Here is a 17142-nt window from a genome sequence, read left to right on the forward strand (position 1 = left end):
CGCCCCGCCCGGCCGAACTCGAATGCGTCCTGGAACGGATCACCTACGCCAACGAGGACACCGGCTACACCGTCGCGCGGGTGGCGACGGCCAAGACCGGGAGCGACCTGCTCACCGTCGTGGGCGCGCTGCTCGGCGCGCAGGTCGGCGAGAGCCTGCGGATCGTCGGCAGATGGCGGTCCCACCCGAAGTACGGCAAGCAGTTCGAGGTCGAGTCGTACACGACCGTCCTGCCGGCGACCGTGCAGGGCATCCGCCGCTACCTGGGCTCCGGCATGATCAAGGGGATCGGGCCGGTGATGGCGGACCGGATGGTGGAGCACTTCGGCACCGACATCCTCCGCGTCATCGAGGAGGAGCCCGGGCGCCTCGTCGAGGTGCAGGGTCTCGGCCCCAAGCGCACCAAGCGCATCGGCGAGGCGTGGGAGGAGCAGAAGGCCATCAAGGAGGTGATGGTCTTCCTGCAGGGCGTCGGGGTCTCGACGTCCCTGGCGGTGCGCATCTACAAGCAGTACGGCGACAGGTCCGTGGACACCGTCCGCAAGGAGCCGTACCGGCTCGCCTCCGACGTGTGGGGCATCGGTTTCAAGACGGCCGACACGATCGCGCAGGCCGTCGGCATCCCGCACGACAGCCCCGAGCGGATCAAGGCCGGCCTCCAGTACACGCTCTCGGAGGCCGCCGACGACGGCCACTGCTTCCTGCCCGAGCCGAACCTCGTCACGGCCGCGGAGAAGATCCTCGGCGTGCCGCGGGAGCTGATCGTCCCGGCCCTGGACGAGCTGGCCCGCGACGAGGGCGTCGTCCGCGAGCCGATCCCGGGAGCGGGCGATGACGCGGCGACGATCCCGGCGGTCTACCTCGTCCCGTTCCACCGCGCGGAAAGATCCCTCGCCCGCGGCCTCCTGGAGCTCCTGGACGCCCCGACGGACCGGCTGAAGGCGTTCGCCGACGTCGACTGGGACAAGGCCCTCCCGTGGCTGAGGCAGCGCACCGGCCAAGCGCTCGCCCCCGAGCAAGAAGAGGCGGTCAAACTGGCCCTGACCTCGAAGGTCTCGGTGCTGACCGGCGGCCCCGGCTGCGGCAAGAGCTTCACCGTCCGCTCGGTCGTGGAGCTCGCCGCCGCGAAGAAGGCGAAGATCGTCCTGGTCGCGCCGACCGGCCGGGCCGCCAAACGCCTCGCCGAGCTGACCGGCCACGAGGCCGCGACCGTCCACCGCCTCCTGCAACTCCAACCGGGTGGCGACCCCAAGTACGACCAGGACAACCCCCTGGACGCCGACCTCGTCGTCGTCGACGAGAGCTCGATGGTCGACCTGATCCTGGCGAACAAACTGGTGAAGGCGATTCCCCGCGGCGCGCACCTGCTCCTGGTAGGGGACGTCGACCAGCTCCCGTCCGTCGGCGCCGGCGAGGTACTGGCCGACCTGCTCGCCGCGGAGGTGATCCCCCGCGTCCGCCTGACGAAGATCTTCCGGCAGGCCCAGCAGTCGGGGATCGTCATCAACGCGCACCGCGTCAACAACGGCGAACACCCCCACACCCGCGGCTACCCCGACTTCTTCCTGTTCCCCTGCGAGGAGCAGGACGAGGCCGCCGAACTCACCGTGGACGTCGTCGCCAACCGCGTCCCCCGCAAGTTCGGCCTCGACCCCCGCCGCGACGTCCAGGTCCTCACCCCCATGCACCGGGGCGCCGCCGGTTCGGGCACGCTGAACAACCTGCTTCAGGAGGCCCTCACCCCGCACGACGACAAGCGCCCCGAACGCCGCTACGGCGGTCGCGTCTTCCGCGTCGGCGACAAGGTCACCCAGCTCCGCAACAACTACGACAAGGGCGAGGCAGGCGTCTTCAACGGCACCGTGGGCGTAGTCACCTCGGTCTCCCTGGAAGACCAGTCCCTCACCGTCCTGACCGACGAAGACGAGAGCATCGACTACGCCTTCGACGAGCTGGACGAGCTCACCCACGCGTACTCGATCACCATCCACCGCTCCCAAGGCAGCGAGTACCCGGCGGTCGTCATCCCCCTGACGACAGGCGCATGGATGATGCTCCGCCGCAACCTCCTCTACACAGGCATAACCCGCGCGAAGAAGCTCGTCGTGCTGGTGGGGTCGCGTCGCGCCCTGGCAGCCGCCGTCCGAACCGCCGGCGCCGGCCGCCGTCACACCGCCCTATCCCACCGCCTCACCCAGGGCTGACCGTCCCGGACGGGACGGACGCGGGGGCGCGTCCGGTCACCGAAACTTTCGTCCCGGCCGTCCGTTCCGAGCCCGTCAGGCGCCGGGCGGCGGGGGCGCGGTGCTCTTGCGGACTACCAGGCTGGTGGACAGTTCCAGGCGCGTCGCCACCGCTTCGCCGGCTCGGATGCCGAGGAGGATCTGGGTGGCCGACTCCGCCATCTTCCGGAGCGGCTGGTGGACGGTCGTCAGGGCCGGGCTGGCCCACGGGGCGACCGCGACGTCGTCGTAGCCGACCACGGACAGGTCGTCGGGGACCCGCAGCCCGTGGACGCGGGCGGCCTTCAGTACGCCGAGCGCCTGCAGGTCGCTGCCCGCGAAGATCGCGGTGGGACGGTCAGGCCGCCCGAGCTGCTCCATCGCCCGGTCGAAGCCGCCCTGCACGTGGAAGTCGCCGTAGGCCACGAGGGACGGGTCGACCTCCAGCCCGGCCATGCCCATCGCGGAGCGGAACCCGTCCAGGCGGGCGACGGAGCACAGCATGTCGGCGGGACCGGTGATGATGGCGATGCGCCGGTGGCCGAGGTCGATGAGGTGGCGGGTCGCGGCGAGCCCGCCCGACCAGTTGGCCGACCCGACCGAGGGGACGTCGGGTTCGGGGTCGCCGGCGGGGTCGATGATGACGAACGGGATCGAGCGGGCCCGCAGCCGCTTCTTGTACTCGGGCGCGAGGCTGGAGAACAGCAGCACGACGCCGAGGGGGCGGCGGCGCAGCACCCCGCCGATCCATTCGGGGCCGGGGGAGTGCCGGGTGCCGCTCTCGGTCAGCACCACGCTCGCGTCGTTGGCCTTGGCGACCGCCTCAACCCCGCGGATCAGCTCCATGGTCCACAGGCTCTCGATCTCGTGCAGGACGATCTCGATGAGCGCGGCGTCGGGGGCCGACCGGACGCCGCGCTGGTAGCCGTGGTGCTCGAGCAGGCGCTCCACCCGCAGCCGTGTCTTGTGGGCGACGTCCTCGCGCCCGTTCAGGACTTTCGAAACGGTCGAAATGGAGACACCGGCCTGGTCGGCCACGGTGGCCAGGGTGACCCGGCCTGTTTCCTCGTCCTGCTGCATGCCCGAAGCATATGGATCGCGCGGGCCGCTCCGAAAGTTGACCTCCGCTTACCGGCGGCGGCGCGGACGGCGGCGCTGCGGGACGCCGCTCTCCCCGGCGTTGCGCTCGGCCGCCGCGGCGGCGGTCTCCGCGGCCGACTCGGCGGCCTTGCGCAGCTGGTGGCCGGCCTGCTGGACGACGCGGACGGGCCGCGCGGGCAGGTGCCGGGACGCGCCGCGGTGCCGCCGCCAGTGCTCGCGGGCACGGGCCCGGTGCTCGACCCGCAGGTTCTCGATGAGCCTGTCGATGTCCATCGACACCTCGCCGTACAGCGGCCACAGGTCCCCGGCCGCGGCCCGCTCGTGCAGCTTGCGGGTGAGCCGGGCGCGCCGCTCGCGGGCGATGTCGACCCGCGTCTCCAGGTCGTGCTCGGCGCGGAACGGCCGCGCGTCGCGGGCCAGGTCGGAGCGGGCCAGCCGGCCGTAGGCGGCGATGCTCGCGGCGACCCCGGACAGCGCGTCGCCGAGTTCGCGGCGCAGGTCGGGGTCGGTCATCAAGTGGCCCCGCTCGCCGAACCGCTCGTCGTCGGCCAGCGACCGGGTCAGGCCGCGCAGCGACAGCGTGAAGTGCTCGATGGTCTCCAGGGCGTTGCGCAGCGCGACGCCGGCGTCGATGAGCCGCCGCGCGCGGGTCCGCGGGTTGAGCCGGACGCTCTCCTCCGCCGCGTTGAGCTCCCGGTCGATGCGGCCGATCTCGTGGGCGAGCCGCTCGGCGTCGTCCTGCCAGCGCGCGGCCTGGCCGTCGGCGGGCTCGCCGCGCAGCCCGTCGGCGATCTCCTCGATCAGCGCCCGCAGCCGCTCGGTGATGTCCTCGACGGCCTCCTCGGCGGGCCGCACCCGCACCGACGGGACCAGCAGCGTCGCCGCCAGGCCGGTGGCGGCGCCGATCAGCGTCTCCAGCACCCGCGTGGTCGCGCCGGTCTCGCTGGCCGCGCCCAGCGCGAAGATCAGCATGGCGCTGATCGGGGCCTCCAGCACGTGCTCGCGCAGCCGCAGGACGTGCCCGATGACGAGCGCGGCGAGGATGGTGAGCCCGAGCGTCCACCAGGAGAACCCGATGGTGCTCGCGGCCATGACGGCGACGAGCACGCCCGAGGTGACCGCGCCGACCCGCAGGATGCTCGCCCGGATCGTCTGGTAGACGGAGAACTGGACGACCAGCAGCGCGGTCAGCGGCGACAGCAGCGGTTTCGGCCCGCCCGGCGGCAGGATCGCCAGCGCCAGCACGAACGACAGCGTCGCGGTGATCGTCAGCCGCGCGATGCGGAACACCGCGGACTGCACCTCGGTCGCCACCTTCAGCGGCGAGCGGCCGGGGCGGTCCCCCCGGTCGCGGCGGCGGAAGAACGCGGGTGCCATGCCCGGGTTCCTTCCCCGCCGGCGGCAATATCCCGGTCAAGCGGTGTGATCTAGTGCCGCCAGCGGGTGGCCGCGGTGATCTGCTCGGGGGTGGCGCCGGCCAGCAGGTCGATCTCGCCGCGCCGGACGGTGGAGACCGTGTCGGCCACGGCGTCGCCGAGCGCGTCCCGCAGGACGTCGTCGGCCTCGAACGCGGCGACCGCCTCGCCCAGCGACGCCGGCAGCCGGACGGCCCCGCGGGCGACGCGCTCCTCCTCCGGCAGCGTGGCCGGGTCCACGTGCACGGGGTCGGGGAGCTTGCGGCCGCTGTCGAGCCCCTCGTGCCCCGCGGCGAGCAGCGCCGCGAGGACCAGGTACGGGTTGGCGGCGGCGTCCAGGCACTTGACCTCCAGGTTCGCCGCCGTCGGCCGCTCGCCCTCCGCGCCGGTCACCACCCGCAGCGCCGCCTCCCGGTTCTCCGGCCCCCAGCAGGCGAACGCGCCCGCCCAGTGGGACGGGACGAGCCGCAGGTAGCTGGCCGCCGACGGCGCGCCGATCGCGAGCAGCGCCGGGAGCCGGTGCAGGATCCCGGCGGCGAACGCCTCCCCGGGGGACGACATCTCGCACGGCCCGTCGCCGCCCGCCATCGCGTTCACCGGGCCCTCGCCGCCCTCCCGCCACAGGCTGAGGTGGACGTGCGCGCCGTTGCCGATCGTGTCCGGCTCGACCTTCGGGGAGAACGTGGCGGCCAGGCCGTGCGCCATCGACACCGCCCGGATCGTCTCCCTGACCAGGACGGCGGTGTCGGCCGCGCCGAGCGGGTCCTCGGCGGCCACCGACACCTCGTACTGCCCGGCGGCGTACTCCGGGTGCAGCTGCATGACCGTGACGCCGCTCTCCTTCAGCGCCGTGAGGACCTCCCGCAGGTAGCCGGCGAGCTCGGTGATCCGCGTCATCCCGTACGCGGGGCCGCGGACGGCGGGGACGAACTCCTCCCCGTCGCCCTTCGACACGGCCCATTCGATCTCGAACGCGGCCTTCACCGTCCAGCCGTCGCCGGCGAGCCGGTCCGTCAGGCGGCGCAGCAGGGCCCGCGTGTCCAGCGGGTGGGTCTCGCCGTCCTGGTCGTACCGGAACGCCGGCGCGTGCGCCCAGCCCGGCAGCGCGGCCAGCGGGACGAGGCGGTCCAGGTCCGGGTGGAGACGCAGGTCGCCGACCGGCCCGCCGACGTGGGGGCCGGGCACGACCGAGTCGTCCAGCAGGTACGCGTCGAACACCGGCGACATCCCGACGCCCCACGCGGAGGCGTGCTCCAGCCGCTCCACCGGGACGGTCTTGGTCCGCGTGATCCCGCTGATGTCCACCCACGTCAGCGCGACGGCGACGATGTCCAGACCGGCCAGGCGGCGCGCCTCCGAGGAGCCGCGTGCACCGAGCCGCGCGCGTGCGCGCGCGTCGAGCGCCTGGCCTGGGACGAGGGATTCGGGGAATTGTCGCACGTTGCTGGCTCCCGGTCGGAGTGGGCGGACCGCGGGTACGGCCCGTAGGGGCATCGTAGGAAGACCGGGCGGCGGTTGCAGGGGAGGTGCTGGAGCACGCGCCGTTCGGGAAAGTGCTGTACTCATCGGACGCGTTCGCACTCGCCGGGGCCGTACACCTGGCGCGGCGCGACGCGATCGGCCCGATCCGCGCATCGACGACATGGAGGCGACCGCCTTGCGGAACACCACGGACGGCGACACGGCCCGGGGGACGGGCGCGCCCGCGCGCGAGCGGCTGCTGGTGATCGGCGGGGACGCCGCCGGGATGAGCGCCGCGTCCCAGGCCCGCAAGCGGCGCGGGCCCGGCGAGCTGGAGATCGTCGTGGTCGAGCGCGGGCACCACGTGTCGTACTCGGCCTGCGGCATCCCGTACTACGTCGGCGGCGTGGTCGACGACCTCGACAGGCTGATCGCCCGGACGCCCGAGCAGTTCCGCGAGCGCGGCATCGAGGTGCGGATGCGCACCGAGGCCGTCGAGATCGACCCCGGCCGCGCGCGCGTCCGCGTCCGCGACGTGGACGGCGGCGGCGAGAGCTGGGAGCCCTACGACCAGCTGATGATCGCGACCGGTGCCGTCCCGGTGCGGCCGCCGCTGCCCGGCGCGGACGCGAAGGGCGTGCACGGCGTCCAGATCCTCGGCGACGGGGTCGCGATCCGCCGCGCCGTCGTCGACGGCGGGGCGCGCCGCGCGGTCGTCGTGGGCGGCGGCTACATCGGCCTGGAGATGGCCGAGGCGATGGTGATGCGGGGCCTTGAGGTGTCCCTCGTGGACCAGGCGGACCACCCGATGCAGACCCTCGACCCGGACATGGGCGGCCTCATCGCGGACGCGATCCGCGACGTCGGTGTGCACCTGCACCTCGGCGAGCCGGTCGAGGGCTTCGACACCTCCCCGGACGGGCACGTCACCGCCGTCCGGACCGGGAGCCGGACCCTGCCCGCCGACATCGTCGTCCTCGGCCTGGGCGTGAAGCCGGCCTCCGGCCTCGCCCGCGACGCCGGGATCGAGGTCGGCCCGACCGGCGGCATCGTCACCGACCGCCGGATGCGCACCCCCACCGAGGGGGTGTGGGCCGCGGGGGACTGCGTCGAGTCCCGGCACCTCGTCTCCGGCGGGCCCGTCGCGATCCCGCTCGGCACGCACGCCAACAAGCAGGGACGCGTCGCGGGCATCAACATCGGCGGCGGGTACGCCACGTTCCCCGGCGTCGCCGGCACCGCCGTCTGCAAGATCTGCCGGGTGGAGGTCGCCCGCACCGGGCTGTCCGAGCGCGAGGCGGCCGCCGCCGGGTTCGCGACGCTGAGCGCGGTGGTGAAGTCCACCACGCGCGCCGGCTACCACCCGGGCGCCACCGAGATGTGGACCAAGCTGATCGTGGAGCGCCGCTCGGGCCGGCTGCTCGGCGCGCAGATCGTCGGCGAGGAGAACGCCGCCAAGCGCGTCGACGGCCTCGCCATCGCGCTGTGGAACCGGATGACGGCCGAGGACATGACGGGCCTGGACCTCGGCTACGCGCCGCCGTTCGCGCCCACCTGGGACCCGGTCCTGATCGCGGCGCGCAAGGCGGCCGAGGCGGTCGAGGCGGACATGGCGGAGCAGGCCGCGGACTGACCGGGGGAACGCTCAGGCGCGGCAGGTCAGCGGACGGCCGCCGTTGAAGGTGATCATGTCGCCGATGGCGGACACCACGTCGATCTGCCCGCCGGGCTCCAGGCCGTCCAGCTCGGCGTAGCAGCGGTGCAGGTTGCCGACGAGCCGCTCGGCGTCGGTGAGCTCCGCGAACGGCCCGAGGTCGGCCTCGCGCGCCGCCTCCAGCGGCGTCAGGCCCGCGTCCCTCCCGGCGGCGGCCGTGGTCTGCACGAACCGGGCGTAGGCGACCACGCGGTCGATCAGCTCCGGCCCGCCGACCGGGCCGTGGCCGGGGACGATCACCTCCGCGCCGAGCGGCGCGACGACCTCCTCCAGCACCTTGAACGCGCCGGAGACCGAGCCCTGCAGCAGGAACGGGGTGCCGCCGTTGAACAGCAGGTCGCCGCAGAACAGGACCCGCCGCTCCGGGATCCACACGATGGAGTCGTTGGTGGTGTGCGCGGGCGTCCCGACGTGCCGGACCTCGCAGCGCAGCTCGTCCACCCACAGCGTCACCGCGTCGGTGTAGGTGAGGAACGGCGGCTCGATCTCGACGCCGCCCCAGTCGACCTTCGTCCAGAACGGCTCGTCGAACGGCTTGCCCCAGGCGAGCGCGTTCGCGCGGGTCTGCTCGTGGCCGACGATGGTCGCGCCGGGGAACAGGTAGTTGCCGAACGTGTGGTCGCCGTGGTGGTGGGTGTTGACCAGCGTCCGGACGGGACGGTCGGTGACCGAGCGGATCGCGTCCAGGTAGGCGCGGGTCCTGCGCTCGGTGGAGCAGGAGTCCACGCTGGTCGCGCCGCGGCTGCCGACGAGGAGGCCGGTGTTGTTGATCCACCAGGTGCCGTCGGGCTGGACGTAGGCGAACACCCCGTCCGAGACCTCCTCCAGGCGCGGTGTGCCGGGGCCTTCGCGGCCGGGTGCGTCGCTCATGCCGGAATCCTATTGCGGGCCCGCCGCGGCGCCGGGGTCACGCGCCCTCGTCGGAGGGGCGGGCCGGTTCGGGGCCGTCGGGGCCGACGCGCAGCGCCCGGACGACGCGCACGATCCGGAACAGCCGCCCGCACGCCGCGAACTCGACGCCGCCGTGCGCGCCGATCCCGTGCGCGCCGGTCCCGGCCGCGTCGATGCGGTCGGCGGCCCGCGCGTACTCGGCCAGCTCGCCCGGGCTCGGCGGCGCGCCGCCCTCCGGCGCCTCCCGCCGCATGCATAGCCGGAAGTGGCGCGCGAGCGCGTCGCGGGCGCCCTGCGGGCCGGCCGCGCGCAGGACCGGCCGCCACTGGCCGTCGCGGTCCTCCATGACGGCGAAGTACGGGGGCAGCAGCACGACCCCCAGGTGGGCGCCGGCCGCCGCGGCGGCCTCGCGGCGCCGCGCCTCCGGGACGGGCCCGGCCTCGGGCGGCAGGCCGAGCAGCTCCAGCCGCAGCGCCGCGTCGGCCGGGCCGACCGGGGCCGCGGGGTCGATGCGCGGGTCCGGCCGCCCGTCCTCGGCGTCGGTGACGCGTGCGGGTTCCGGGCCGTCCGCCCCGAACCTGGCGAAGCCCGGCACGCGGACCACCCGGAACCGCAGCGGCCCCGCCGCGCACTCGGTGCGCAGCGGCCCGCCCGCCTCCCCGGCGGTCTCCAGCGCGTCCGCGAGGAGCAGCAGCTCCTTGCCCGCGGCCGCGTCGTGCCCGGTGGCGAGGCCGCGCAGGTGCGCGGCCAGGCCGGCGCGGGCGGCGGCGGGCGTCGCCGCGCCGAGCGCCAGGATCCGCCAGGCGCCGCCCGCCTGCCCGGCGCAGCCGAACTCCGGCGGCCCCGCGGGCACGAGACCCGGGTAGGCCCGGCGCCGCTCGGCGGCCTCCTGGTCGCGGACGGCGGCGACGGGCTCCAGGTCCCTGCCGACGTTGATCACGTCGTGGCCCGGCATCCCTTCGAAGGACATGCGTCCATCGTGGCGCGCCGCCGCGCCCGGCGCCGTGGAAACGGAGCACGCCTCAGTATTCGAGGTCGGGCAGCGTCGTCATCAGCAGCGGGTTCGGGGAGGTGTCGCGGGCGGGCGGTTCCTGCGAGCGCGCCGAGCGCAGCACCTCGGCGGCGCCGAGCACGGCCGCGTCGCCGGTGTCGTCCCCGAGCCGCGCGGGCAGGCCCGTCCGGTCGTGGACGAGCCGCTCCAGGCCGGGCAGCCGGGCGCACCCGCCGGTCAGGGTGACGCCGACGCTGAGCAGGTCCCCGGAGATCTCGGGGGAGCAGCCGGTGACGCCCCGGCCGATCGCGTCGACGATCTCGCCGACGGGCCCGGCGATGGCACGGCCGACGTCCACGGTGGTGAGCACCAGCGACCGCGGCATGCCGCTGGCGATGTCGCGCCCCTCCACCTCAATCTGCCGCACCGGCCGCCGCCCGAGCGGCGGCACCGCGCCGACCGCGAGCTTCGCCGCCTCGGCGGCCGACCGCGACAGCGCCACGTGGTGCTCGCGGCGGACGAGGTCGATGATCGCGCGGTCCAGCGCCGCGCCGCCGATGAGCGCGGTGTGCGAGGTGACGAGCCCGCCGAACGCGATCACGCCGACGTCGGTGACCTCGGCGCCGATGTTGGCGATGACCGTGACGTCCGACCGCAGGGCCGAGGTCATGCCCATCCCGATCGCGGCGGCGATCGGCGTCGGCAGCAGCGTGAGCCGCCGCGCGCCGGCCTGGTAGGCGGAGAACCGCAGCGCCCGGTAGTGGACGGGCGTCAGCCCGCTCGGGACCGTCACGACCAGCCGCGGGCGGGCCGTGTAGTGGCGCTTCTGGTGCCGGCGGACGAGCGCCCGCATCATGTACTCGGCCGCGTCGGTCTCGGTCGGCGCGCCCTCGCGGACGGGCCGCACGAGCGTCACGTCGGGGTTGCGCCCGGCCATCTTCTGCGCCGGGACGCCCAGCGCGAGGATCCGCCCGGTCCGGCGGCACCGCGCGAGGAGTGACGGCTCCCGGCAGACGACGCCGCGGTCCTTGAGATGCATCCGGACCGTGGCGCTGCCCATGTCGATAGCGGTGTCACGACCAGCGAAGTCCCACATCGCGTCCCCCAATCGCCCCGAAAGTCGCAAGGACCCGGTTGATGCCCTCGCGTCCGGGGAGGGATGCCCATGCGCGAGTAAGCGAATGGCAAGGTCATCACGCCCTCGGGTCCGGCATGTCCGGAACGCCGCCGGGCGCGCGGTGACCGTCCGGCCGGGAACACCGGGCGGGCACCAAGGGATCCTGTGGCGACGGTCTGCGACCCGCCGCGATTTCGTGTGCCGCATCACACCTGGAAAAACCTGCTGGCGCGACCAACGCTTGTGAATTGTGTTTTAGTATGGTTTAATGGTTGCATGACTCACCATGTACTTCGTTTCGCCGCCGGGACGGATGTCGGCATGCGGAGGAAGGTGAACGAGGACGCCGCCTACGCGGGTCCGGGGCTGCTCGCCGTCGCCGACGGCGTGGGCGATCAGCCGCACGGCGACATCGCCAGCCGGACCGCGATCACGACCCTGGCCGACATCCCGTTCACCGCGGATCCGGCCGCCGACCTCACCTCCGGCGTCGCCGAGATCTCCACCCGCCTCGACGACCTCGGCCGCGAGGACCCCGCGATGGCCCGGATGGGGACGACCCTGACCGCGATGGCCTGGGACGGCTACGGCTTCACGGTCGCCCACATCGGGGACACCCGCGCCTACCTCCTGCGCGCGGGGGAACTGAACCTGCTCACCCGCGACCACACGATGGTCCGGTCGCTCGCCGGGGACGAGCGGCCCGCCGAGGGCGAGTCCGCCGGGCACCCCCGGCGCTCCAAGCTCGTCCGGGCGCTGCAGAGCGGCGCGGGCGCCGACGCCGACCTGTTCCGGCACGACGCGCAGCCCGGCGACCGCTACCTGCTGTGCTCCGACGGCGTCTTCATGTTCGTCGAGCCGGAGGAGATCCGCGAGACGCTGGTCCGCGCCGCGAGCCCGGCGGAGGCCGTCACGCGCCTCGTCGACCTGTCCACCCTCGCCGGCGGCCATGACAACGCCACCTGCGTCGTCGCGGACGTCGTCGCCCCCTCCAGGGAGGTGCCGCGCGAACCGCTGCTGCTCGGGTCCGCCCGGGAGCCGGGGCTGCTCGCCCGCCTCACCGGATTCGGCCGCCTCGCCCGCCGCCCGGCCCGCACCGCCGACGCCGCCGCCCGATAGAGTCGCCGCAGTTCACCGTCGTCTCCCGAGCCGATCGATGCCACGAAGATCAAGTATGGTGACCGCATGAGCGGTGACCCCGGGGTGACCGCCGGCGACATCGCCCGGCTGGCGGGCGTGGGGCGGGCCACGGTCAGCAACTGGCGCCGCCGCCACGGCGACTTCCCGCGACCCGTCGGCGGCACCGCGACGAGCCCGCTGTTCTCGCTCGCCGCCATCGAGGACTGGCTGCGCCGCAACGGCAAGCCGTACGAGGTGTCGCCCGCCGACCGGCTCTGGCAGCGGCTCCGCGCGTCCGGCGACGACCTCCGGCTCGCCGACCTCGTCGGCTGGGCCGGGCTGCGCCTGCTCGAACTGCGCGGTGACGCCGTCAAGGTGCCCGTGCGGCCGCCGGTGCCCGCCGTCGAGCCCGACGACCCCGGCCTGCCCGGGCTGCTCGCCGGGCTCGCCGCCGAGCACGGCCACGCCGCGGCGTTCGACATGCTCTTCCAGCGCTACGTCCGGGCGCACTCGCGGCGGCTCGTCGTCACCCGCCCGGACGTCGCGCGGCTCATGACGCGGCTCGTGTGCCGGGAGGGCGACGTCGTCCTCGACCCGGCCTGCGGCCTCGGCACCCTGCTGCTGGCGGCGCCCGGCGCGCGGCTCGCGCTCGGCCAGGACGGCGACGACTCCGCCGCCCGGATCACCGCGGTCCGGCTGCTGCTGGCCGGGACGCCCGCCGAGGTCGTCTCCGGCGACTCGCTGCGCCGCGACGCGTTCCCCGGCGAGGTCGCCGACTCGATCGTGTGCAACCCGCCGTCCGGCGACCGCTCGTGGGGCCACGACGACCTGGCCGGCGACCCGCGCTGGGAGTACGGGCTGCCGCCGCGCGGCGAACCCGAGCTGGCCTGGGCGCAGCACTGCCTCGCGCACCTGCGGCCCGGGGGCCGCGCCGCCGTGCTGATGCCGTCGGCGGTGGCGAGCCGCCGCCCCGGCCGCCGCATCCGCGCCAGGCTGCTGCGCGCGGGCGCGCTGCGGGCCGTGGTGACGCTCGCGTCCGGCGGCCCAGACGTGTGGCTCCTGCGGCGCCCGAAGCCCGGTGAGCGGCCGCCGCCCGCCGTCCTCCTGCTCGACACCGAGGGCGACCTCGGGCGGGCCGAGCGGGAATGGGAGACCTACCCGGACGGCGAGTTCTGCGTCCCGGTCATCGACCTGCTCGACGACGAGGTCGACCTCAGCCCGTCCCGGCACCGGCCCCGGCAGAGCGGCGACGCGTTCGACCGCCGCTTCACCGAGACGCTGGACCGGCTGCGCGCGGCCGACCCCGCCCCGCCCCGCCTGGAACTGCTGCCCGAGCGGCGGCCCCCGTCGTTCACCACACTGGCCGAGCTCGCGAAGGCCGGCGTCGTCACGATCGGCCACGCGCCCGCCCGGCTCCCGTCCGGCGGCGACGTCCCGGTCCTCACCGCGGACGACGTGACCGCCGGCACGGGCCCCTCGGGGATGTGCGCCGCCGCGCCCGGCCTCGTCATGCTCGAACCGGGCGACGTCGTCGCGATCGCCGCGAGCGCGGCCCGGGTGGTCACCGAGCCCGGCGCGGCGCTCGGCCCCGGCCTCACCCGCTACCGCCCGGACGCCGGGCGGCTCGACGCGGGCTTCCTCGCCGGGTACCTCGGCTTCGCCGGCGGCCGGGACGGCAACGGCGGCGGATCGGGCCGCGCGGACCCGCGCCGGATCCGCGTCCCGCGGCTCTCCCTGGAGAGCCAGCGCGCCTACGGCCGCGCCTTCCAGGAGATGGCCCGGATGACCGAGACGCTGCGCGAGATGTCGTCGCTCGGCGAGTCCCTGGTCCGGATGAGTTTCGACGGGCTCCTGGACGGACATCTCCGCCCGTCGCCATGACGGGCGCCCACCGGCCTGCTGAGCACTCCGGGAACGGCGTGCCCGTTCCCGGAGCGCCCCCCGGTGCGGCCCGGCGCGCTCGCCGGCCGCCGCGTCAGATCGGCTGATGGCCCGGTGCCGAGAGCACCTCGAAGGCGGTGTCCGTGTACATGGCCCAGGGACGGAAGTCCCGGGCCTCCGGCATCGCGGGCCTCGGGCGCGGCTCCGGCCGCGTCTCCCGCGGGGACCGGGCCGGCTTCGCCGAGGCAGTGCCGCCTGGCGGCGCGGCCTGTTCCGCGGTATCGGGCTGAGGGGGCTTCTTGGGGGAGTGGTCGTTCGCGGGCGTCGTCTCGGTGGACGTCGGTTCAGTGGCTGGCGGAGTCTCGGGGGTCCGCTCCTTATCAGGCGGCTTCTCGTCCGTCCGCTGCTCGGCGCTCATCCGGTCGATCTTCTCGACGAGCTCCACCACCGACGGCGACCACGTCCGCTGCTCCGGCGCGCCGGGCCGGACCGCGCCGGCGAACTGCCGCTTGCGGCTCTTGGTGAGCTTGTCGATCCGGATCTGCTGCCCGGTGCGCGGCGCGTGCAGGTACCGTCCGCCCTCCACGTAAAGGCCCACGTGGTTGCGGTTCCGGAAGAAGACGAGGTCGCCGGGCTTCAGGTCCTTCAGCTTCACCTTGCGCTTCACCCCGCGGTACTGCGCGTGGGTGACGCGCGGGATCTGCACGCCCGCCTCGCGCCACGCGGCCATGGCGAGCCCGGAGCAGTCGTAGCCGCCCGGCCCCGTGGCGCCCCACCGGTAGGGCTTGCCGATCTGCTTGCGGGCGAACTTGAGCGCCTTCTTGGCGCTCTTGCGCTGCTCCGCCACCCGGGTGCGGTACCTGTCGTACGCCTTGACCTGCTTCAGCGTGGCCCTGTCGAGGTGCAGGCTCTTCAGCACGGTGGTGTTGAGGTCCGCCGACGCCGGGGAACCCAGCGGGACGATCAGGGCGATCCCGGTCGCCGTCGCGGTGACGGCGGTACAGAGCAGTCTCTGTTTTCGGGCGCCCGTCCGATTTCGACGGTCATGACGGGCGGATATGCCGCTCCCGGCGTCGTCCCCGGACGACTGGCGTGCGCTGGCCATTCTGTACTCCCAGTTCCGTGATGTCGGAATTACCGCGAATTTCGCGGGGCGAGTGATCATCACCTCGCCGAGAGACCGGGTACCCGGCAGATCGCTACGGAATTGGGGAAACAGCGCGATTTTGCATGATCATGGCGCGGAATTAATGGCCCCGTTCAGTGTCTTTGATCAAGTGGCCAGATGTGCAAGGGAACTGAGTGGGACGGGCAACCAGGCCGGCCGGTTCTGCGCCTCGTACCGCACCTCGTAGACCGCCTTCTCGAATTCGAAGGCCCGCAGGAGCGCCGAATGCGCCGCGGGGTCCGCGCCGCCCGCGGCGGCGTAGCCGCGGCAGAACGCGGCCCTGTTCCGCGCCGCCCACGCGTGCGCCCGCGTCTCCAGCCGGCCGCCCGGCTCGGGCGGGACCGTCCCGGACTTGGCGATGAGGAACCGGGCCGCGTACTCGAACGAGCGCAGCATCCCCGCGACGTCCCGGAGCGGGTGCGCGAGGGCCCGGCGCTCGTGCTGCGTCCGCGCGGGCTCGCCCTCGAAGTCCAGCAGCGTCCAGCCGCTCTCGGTGCGCAGGACCTGCCCGAGGTGGTAGTCGCCGTGGACGCGCTGGACGCGCAGCGGCTCCTGCAGCGCGGCGAGGTCGAGGTAGGCGGCCGTCAGCGCCTTGGCGTGCGGGGCGAGGCGGGGCACGGAGCGGCAGGTGGCGGTCAGCTCGGCGTTCATCCGCGCGGCCATCGCCCGCACCTCCGCCGGGGAGAGTGTCCGCACGCCGAACGCGGTGGCGAGCGCCCGGTGCACCGCCGCGGTCGCCGCGCCCAGGCGCTCGGCCTCGGCGGCGAAGTCGCCGCCCGCCGCGCTCGCGTCCAGCTCCGCCCACTCGTCCTCGTCGGGCGGGGTGTGCGGGCCGCCCGGGGGCGGCGTGTGCGCGAACCAGTCGCGGACGCTGGCGATCGCCAGGCTCCACCCGTCCGCGCCGGTGTAGAGGTAGTCCGACAGCAGGCCGAGCGTGACCGGCTCGCCGTTGCCGGACGTGCCGCCCTCCGGCTCCAGCTCGATCCACCCGTGCACGGCGGGCACGTGCGTGCACCCGCCCTCGGTCAGCGCGAGGTTCACCTCCAGATCGAGGTTGACGCCGTTGCTGAGCCGCCGGAACAGCTTGCAGATATAGGTGTCCCCGAACAGCAGCGAGGTGTTGCTCTGCTCGGCGGTGATGGGCAGGCTCGTCAGGTCCGTCCGGATGCGGGCGCCGGGCACGTGGCGGAACCGCAGCGGGCCGATGCGCGCCTCCACGGCCAGGTCGTCGAGCAGGACCCGGGTGAGGTCCGGGTCGTGGGCGGCGTCGTAGAGGCGCATGCCGTACGGGTGCCCGCCCGGCGGGTCCGGGAGGCCGGACCCGCCGCCGATCTCGACGTGCCGCAGCCGGTCGGGCAGGTCGCGGCGGACGCCGAGGAGGAGCTGGTAGTGGTCGGTGGCGCCGTTCTGCCGGACGTCCAGGACGAGGTGGTGCAGTGCGGGGTCGCCGGTGCGCAGCTCGGTGGCGGTGCCGATGGACAGCTCGTCGATGGGGCCGTCCTTGCCGCCGAACCACCGCTGCCTGGGCAGCCACTCCGCGAGGTCGCGCACGAGGGCCGTCTCGGTGAACAGCACGTTCAGCCGGCCTTTCCGGCGCCCGTGCCCGGCTCGCTGCCCGGCTCGCTGCCCGGCTCGGTGCCCGGTCCGGCGTCCGGGCCGGGGACCGTCCCGGCCGTCCCGCCCGGGACGGTGTCCGGGAGGCCGTCGCCCTCGTCCGGCGGGATCAGCTGGAACCAGAAGAAGCCGTGCGCGGGAAGCGTCATCAGGTAGGGCAGCTCCCCGATGGCGGGGAACTGGACGCCGCCCAGGCACTCGACGGGGGAGTACCCCTCGAAGCGCCGCAGGTCCAGCTCGACCGGCTGGGGAAAGCGCGACAGGTTGCTGACGCACAGGATCGTGTCCATCTCGCCGTACGGGCTCTCGTCCTCGGTGATCTCGCGGGTGAAGGCGAGGACGGAGGGGTTGGAGGCGGACAGTTCGACGTAGGAGCCGACGCCGAAGACGGGGTGGCGCTGCCGGATCTCGATCATTTTGCGGGTCCAGTGCAGCAGGGAGCCGGGGT

General features: G+C 74.3%; 13 protein-coding genes. 4 read left to right on the plus strand and 9 right to left on the minus strand.

Going from position 1 to position 17142, the window contains the following annotated elements; genetic code table 11:
• On the plus strand, positions 1-2204 hold a 2204-nt coding region (locus E1200_RS18980), incomplete at its 5' end, for an ATP-dependent RecD-like DNA helicase (protein ID WP_131953384.1).
• A 75-nt stretch (positions 2205-2279) separates the two neighbouring features.
• Here E1200_RS18980 and E1200_RS18985 read toward each other — a convergent pair.
• From E1200_RS18985 to E1200_RS18995, 3 genes are read right to left on the minus strand one after another with little or no spacing between them, the layout of a single operon-like run.
• Entirely contained in the window at positions 2280-3302 is a 1023-nt protein-coding gene (locus E1200_RS18985) for a LacI family DNA-binding transcriptional regulator (protein ID WP_131953385.1), read from the minus strand.
• 48 nt (positions 3303-3350) lie between these two features.
• Positions 3351-4700: an aromatic acid exporter family protein gene (locus tag E1200_RS18990; protein WP_131953386.1), complete on the minus strand. Its 1350-nt coding sequence runs from the start codon at positions 4698-4700 to the stop codon at positions 3351-3353.
• A 50-nt stretch (positions 4701-4750) separates the two neighbouring features.
• Positions 4751-6178 (minus strand): glutamine synthetase family protein, encoded by a 1428-nt coding sequence (locus tag E1200_RS18995; RefSeq protein ID WP_207933423.1) that lies wholly within the window; start codon positions 6176-6178, stop codon positions 4751-4753.
• Between the two features lie 217 nt (positions 6179-6395).
• Between E1200_RS18995 and E1200_RS19000 the strand changes: the two genes are divergently transcribed.
• Positions 6396-7832 carry an FAD-dependent oxidoreductase gene (locus E1200_RS19000; protein ID WP_279484623.1) on the plus strand — a complete coding sequence of 479 codons (1437 nt, stop codon included), beginning with the start codon at positions 6396-6398 and terminating at the stop codon, positions 7830-7832.
• 12 nt (positions 7833-7844) lie between these two features.
• Here the strand turns inward: E1200_RS19000 and E1200_RS19005 are convergent, their stop codons facing one another.
• The 3 genes from E1200_RS19005 to E1200_RS19015 are packed head-to-tail and all read right to left on the minus strand — an operon-like array spanning position 7845 to position 11119.
• The gene (locus E1200_RS19005; RefSeq protein WP_131953389.1) at positions 7845-8783 is read right to left on the minus strand and encodes an MBL fold metallo-hydrolase; all 939 of its coding nucleotides are present in this window, start codon (positions 8781-8783) and stop codon (positions 7845-7847) included.
• A 37-nt stretch (positions 8784-8820) separates the two neighbouring features.
• Positions 8821-9774 carry a DUF5954 family protein gene (locus E1200_RS19010; protein ID WP_131953390.1) on the minus strand — a complete coding sequence of 318 codons (954 nt, stop codon included), beginning with the start codon at positions 9772-9774 and terminating at the stop codon, positions 8821-8823.
• Positions 9775-9826: 52 nt separating this feature from the next.
• Complete coding sequence (locus E1200_RS19015; RefSeq protein ID WP_131953391.1) at positions 9827-11119, minus strand: rod shape-determining protein; 1293 nt, start codon at positions 11117-11119, stop codon at positions 9827-9829.
• A 114-nt stretch (positions 11120-11233) separates the two neighbouring features.
• Between E1200_RS19015 and E1200_RS19020 the strand changes: the two genes are divergently transcribed.
• On the plus strand, positions 11234-12031 hold the full coding sequence (locus tag E1200_RS19020; protein ID WP_243708678.1) for a protein phosphatase 2C domain-containing protein: 798 nt from the start codon (positions 11234-11236) through the stop codon (positions 12029-12031).
• Positions 12032-12097: 66 nt separating this feature from the next.
• A complete protein-coding gene (locus tag E1200_RS19025) occupies positions 12098-13912 on the plus strand; it encodes an N-6 DNA methylase (protein ID WP_131953393.1) in 1815 nt (604 codons plus the stop codon).
• Positions 13913-14006: 94 nt separating this feature from the next.
• Here E1200_RS19025 and E1200_RS19030 read toward each other — a convergent pair whose 3' ends face one another.
• The 3 genes from E1200_RS19030 to E1200_RS19040 form a co-directional block, all read right to left on the minus strand.
• The gene (locus tag E1200_RS19030) at positions 14007-15017 is read right to left on the minus strand and encodes an NlpC/P60 family protein (RefSeq protein ID WP_131953394.1); all 1011 of its coding nucleotides are present in this window, start codon (positions 15015-15017) and stop codon (positions 14007-14009) included.
• A 168-nt stretch (positions 15018-15185) separates the two neighbouring features.
• Positions 15186-16655, minus strand: coding sequence for a phosphotransferase (locus E1200_RS19035; RefSeq protein WP_131953395.1), 1470 nt, complete (start codon positions 16653-16655; stop codon positions 15186-15188).
• A 2-nt stretch (positions 16656-16657) separates the two neighbouring features.
• Positions 16658-17142: alpha-glucosidase C-terminal domain-containing protein (locus E1200_RS19040; protein WP_207933424.1), on the minus strand; the 485-nt coding region annotated here is incomplete at its 5' end.

The sequence above is a fragment of the Actinomadura sp. GC306 genome, from assembly GCF_004348665.1.
Classification (GTDB): Bacteria; Actinomycetota; Actinomycetes; order Streptosporangiales; family Streptosporangiaceae; genus Spirillospora.

Coding starts and splice junctions, on each gene's coding strand:
- E1200_RS18985 (WP_131953385.1), bottom strand. CDS start 3,302: ATGCAGCAGGACGAGGAAACAGGCCGGGTCACCCTGGCCACCGTGGCC.
- E1200_RS18990 (WP_131953386.1), bottom strand. CDS start 4,700: ATGGCACCCGCGTTCTTCCGCCGCCGCGACCGGGGGGACCGCCCCGGC.
- E1200_RS19005 (WP_131953389.1), bottom strand. CDS start 8,783: ATGAGCGACGCACCCGGCCGCGAAGGCCCCGGCACACCGCGCCTGGAG.
- E1200_RS19010 (WP_131953390.1), bottom strand. CDS start 9,774: ATGTCCTTCGAAGGGATGCCGGGCCACGACGTGATCAACGTCGGCAGG.
- E1200_RS19015 (WP_131953391.1), bottom strand. CDS start 11,119: ATGCGGCACACGAAATCGCGGCGGGTCGCAGACCGTCGCCACAGGATC.
- E1200_RS19020 (WP_243708678.1), top strand. CDS start 11,234: ATGCGGAGGAAGGTGAACGAGGACGCCGCCTACGCGGGTCCGGGGCTG.
- E1200_RS19025 (WP_131953393.1), top strand. CDS start 12,098: ATGAGCGGTGACCCCGGGGTGACCGCCGGCGACATCGCCCGGCTGGCG.
- E1200_RS19030 (WP_131953394.1), bottom strand. CDS start 15,017: ATGGCCAGCGCACGCCAGTCGTCCGGGGACGACGCCGGGAGCGGCATA.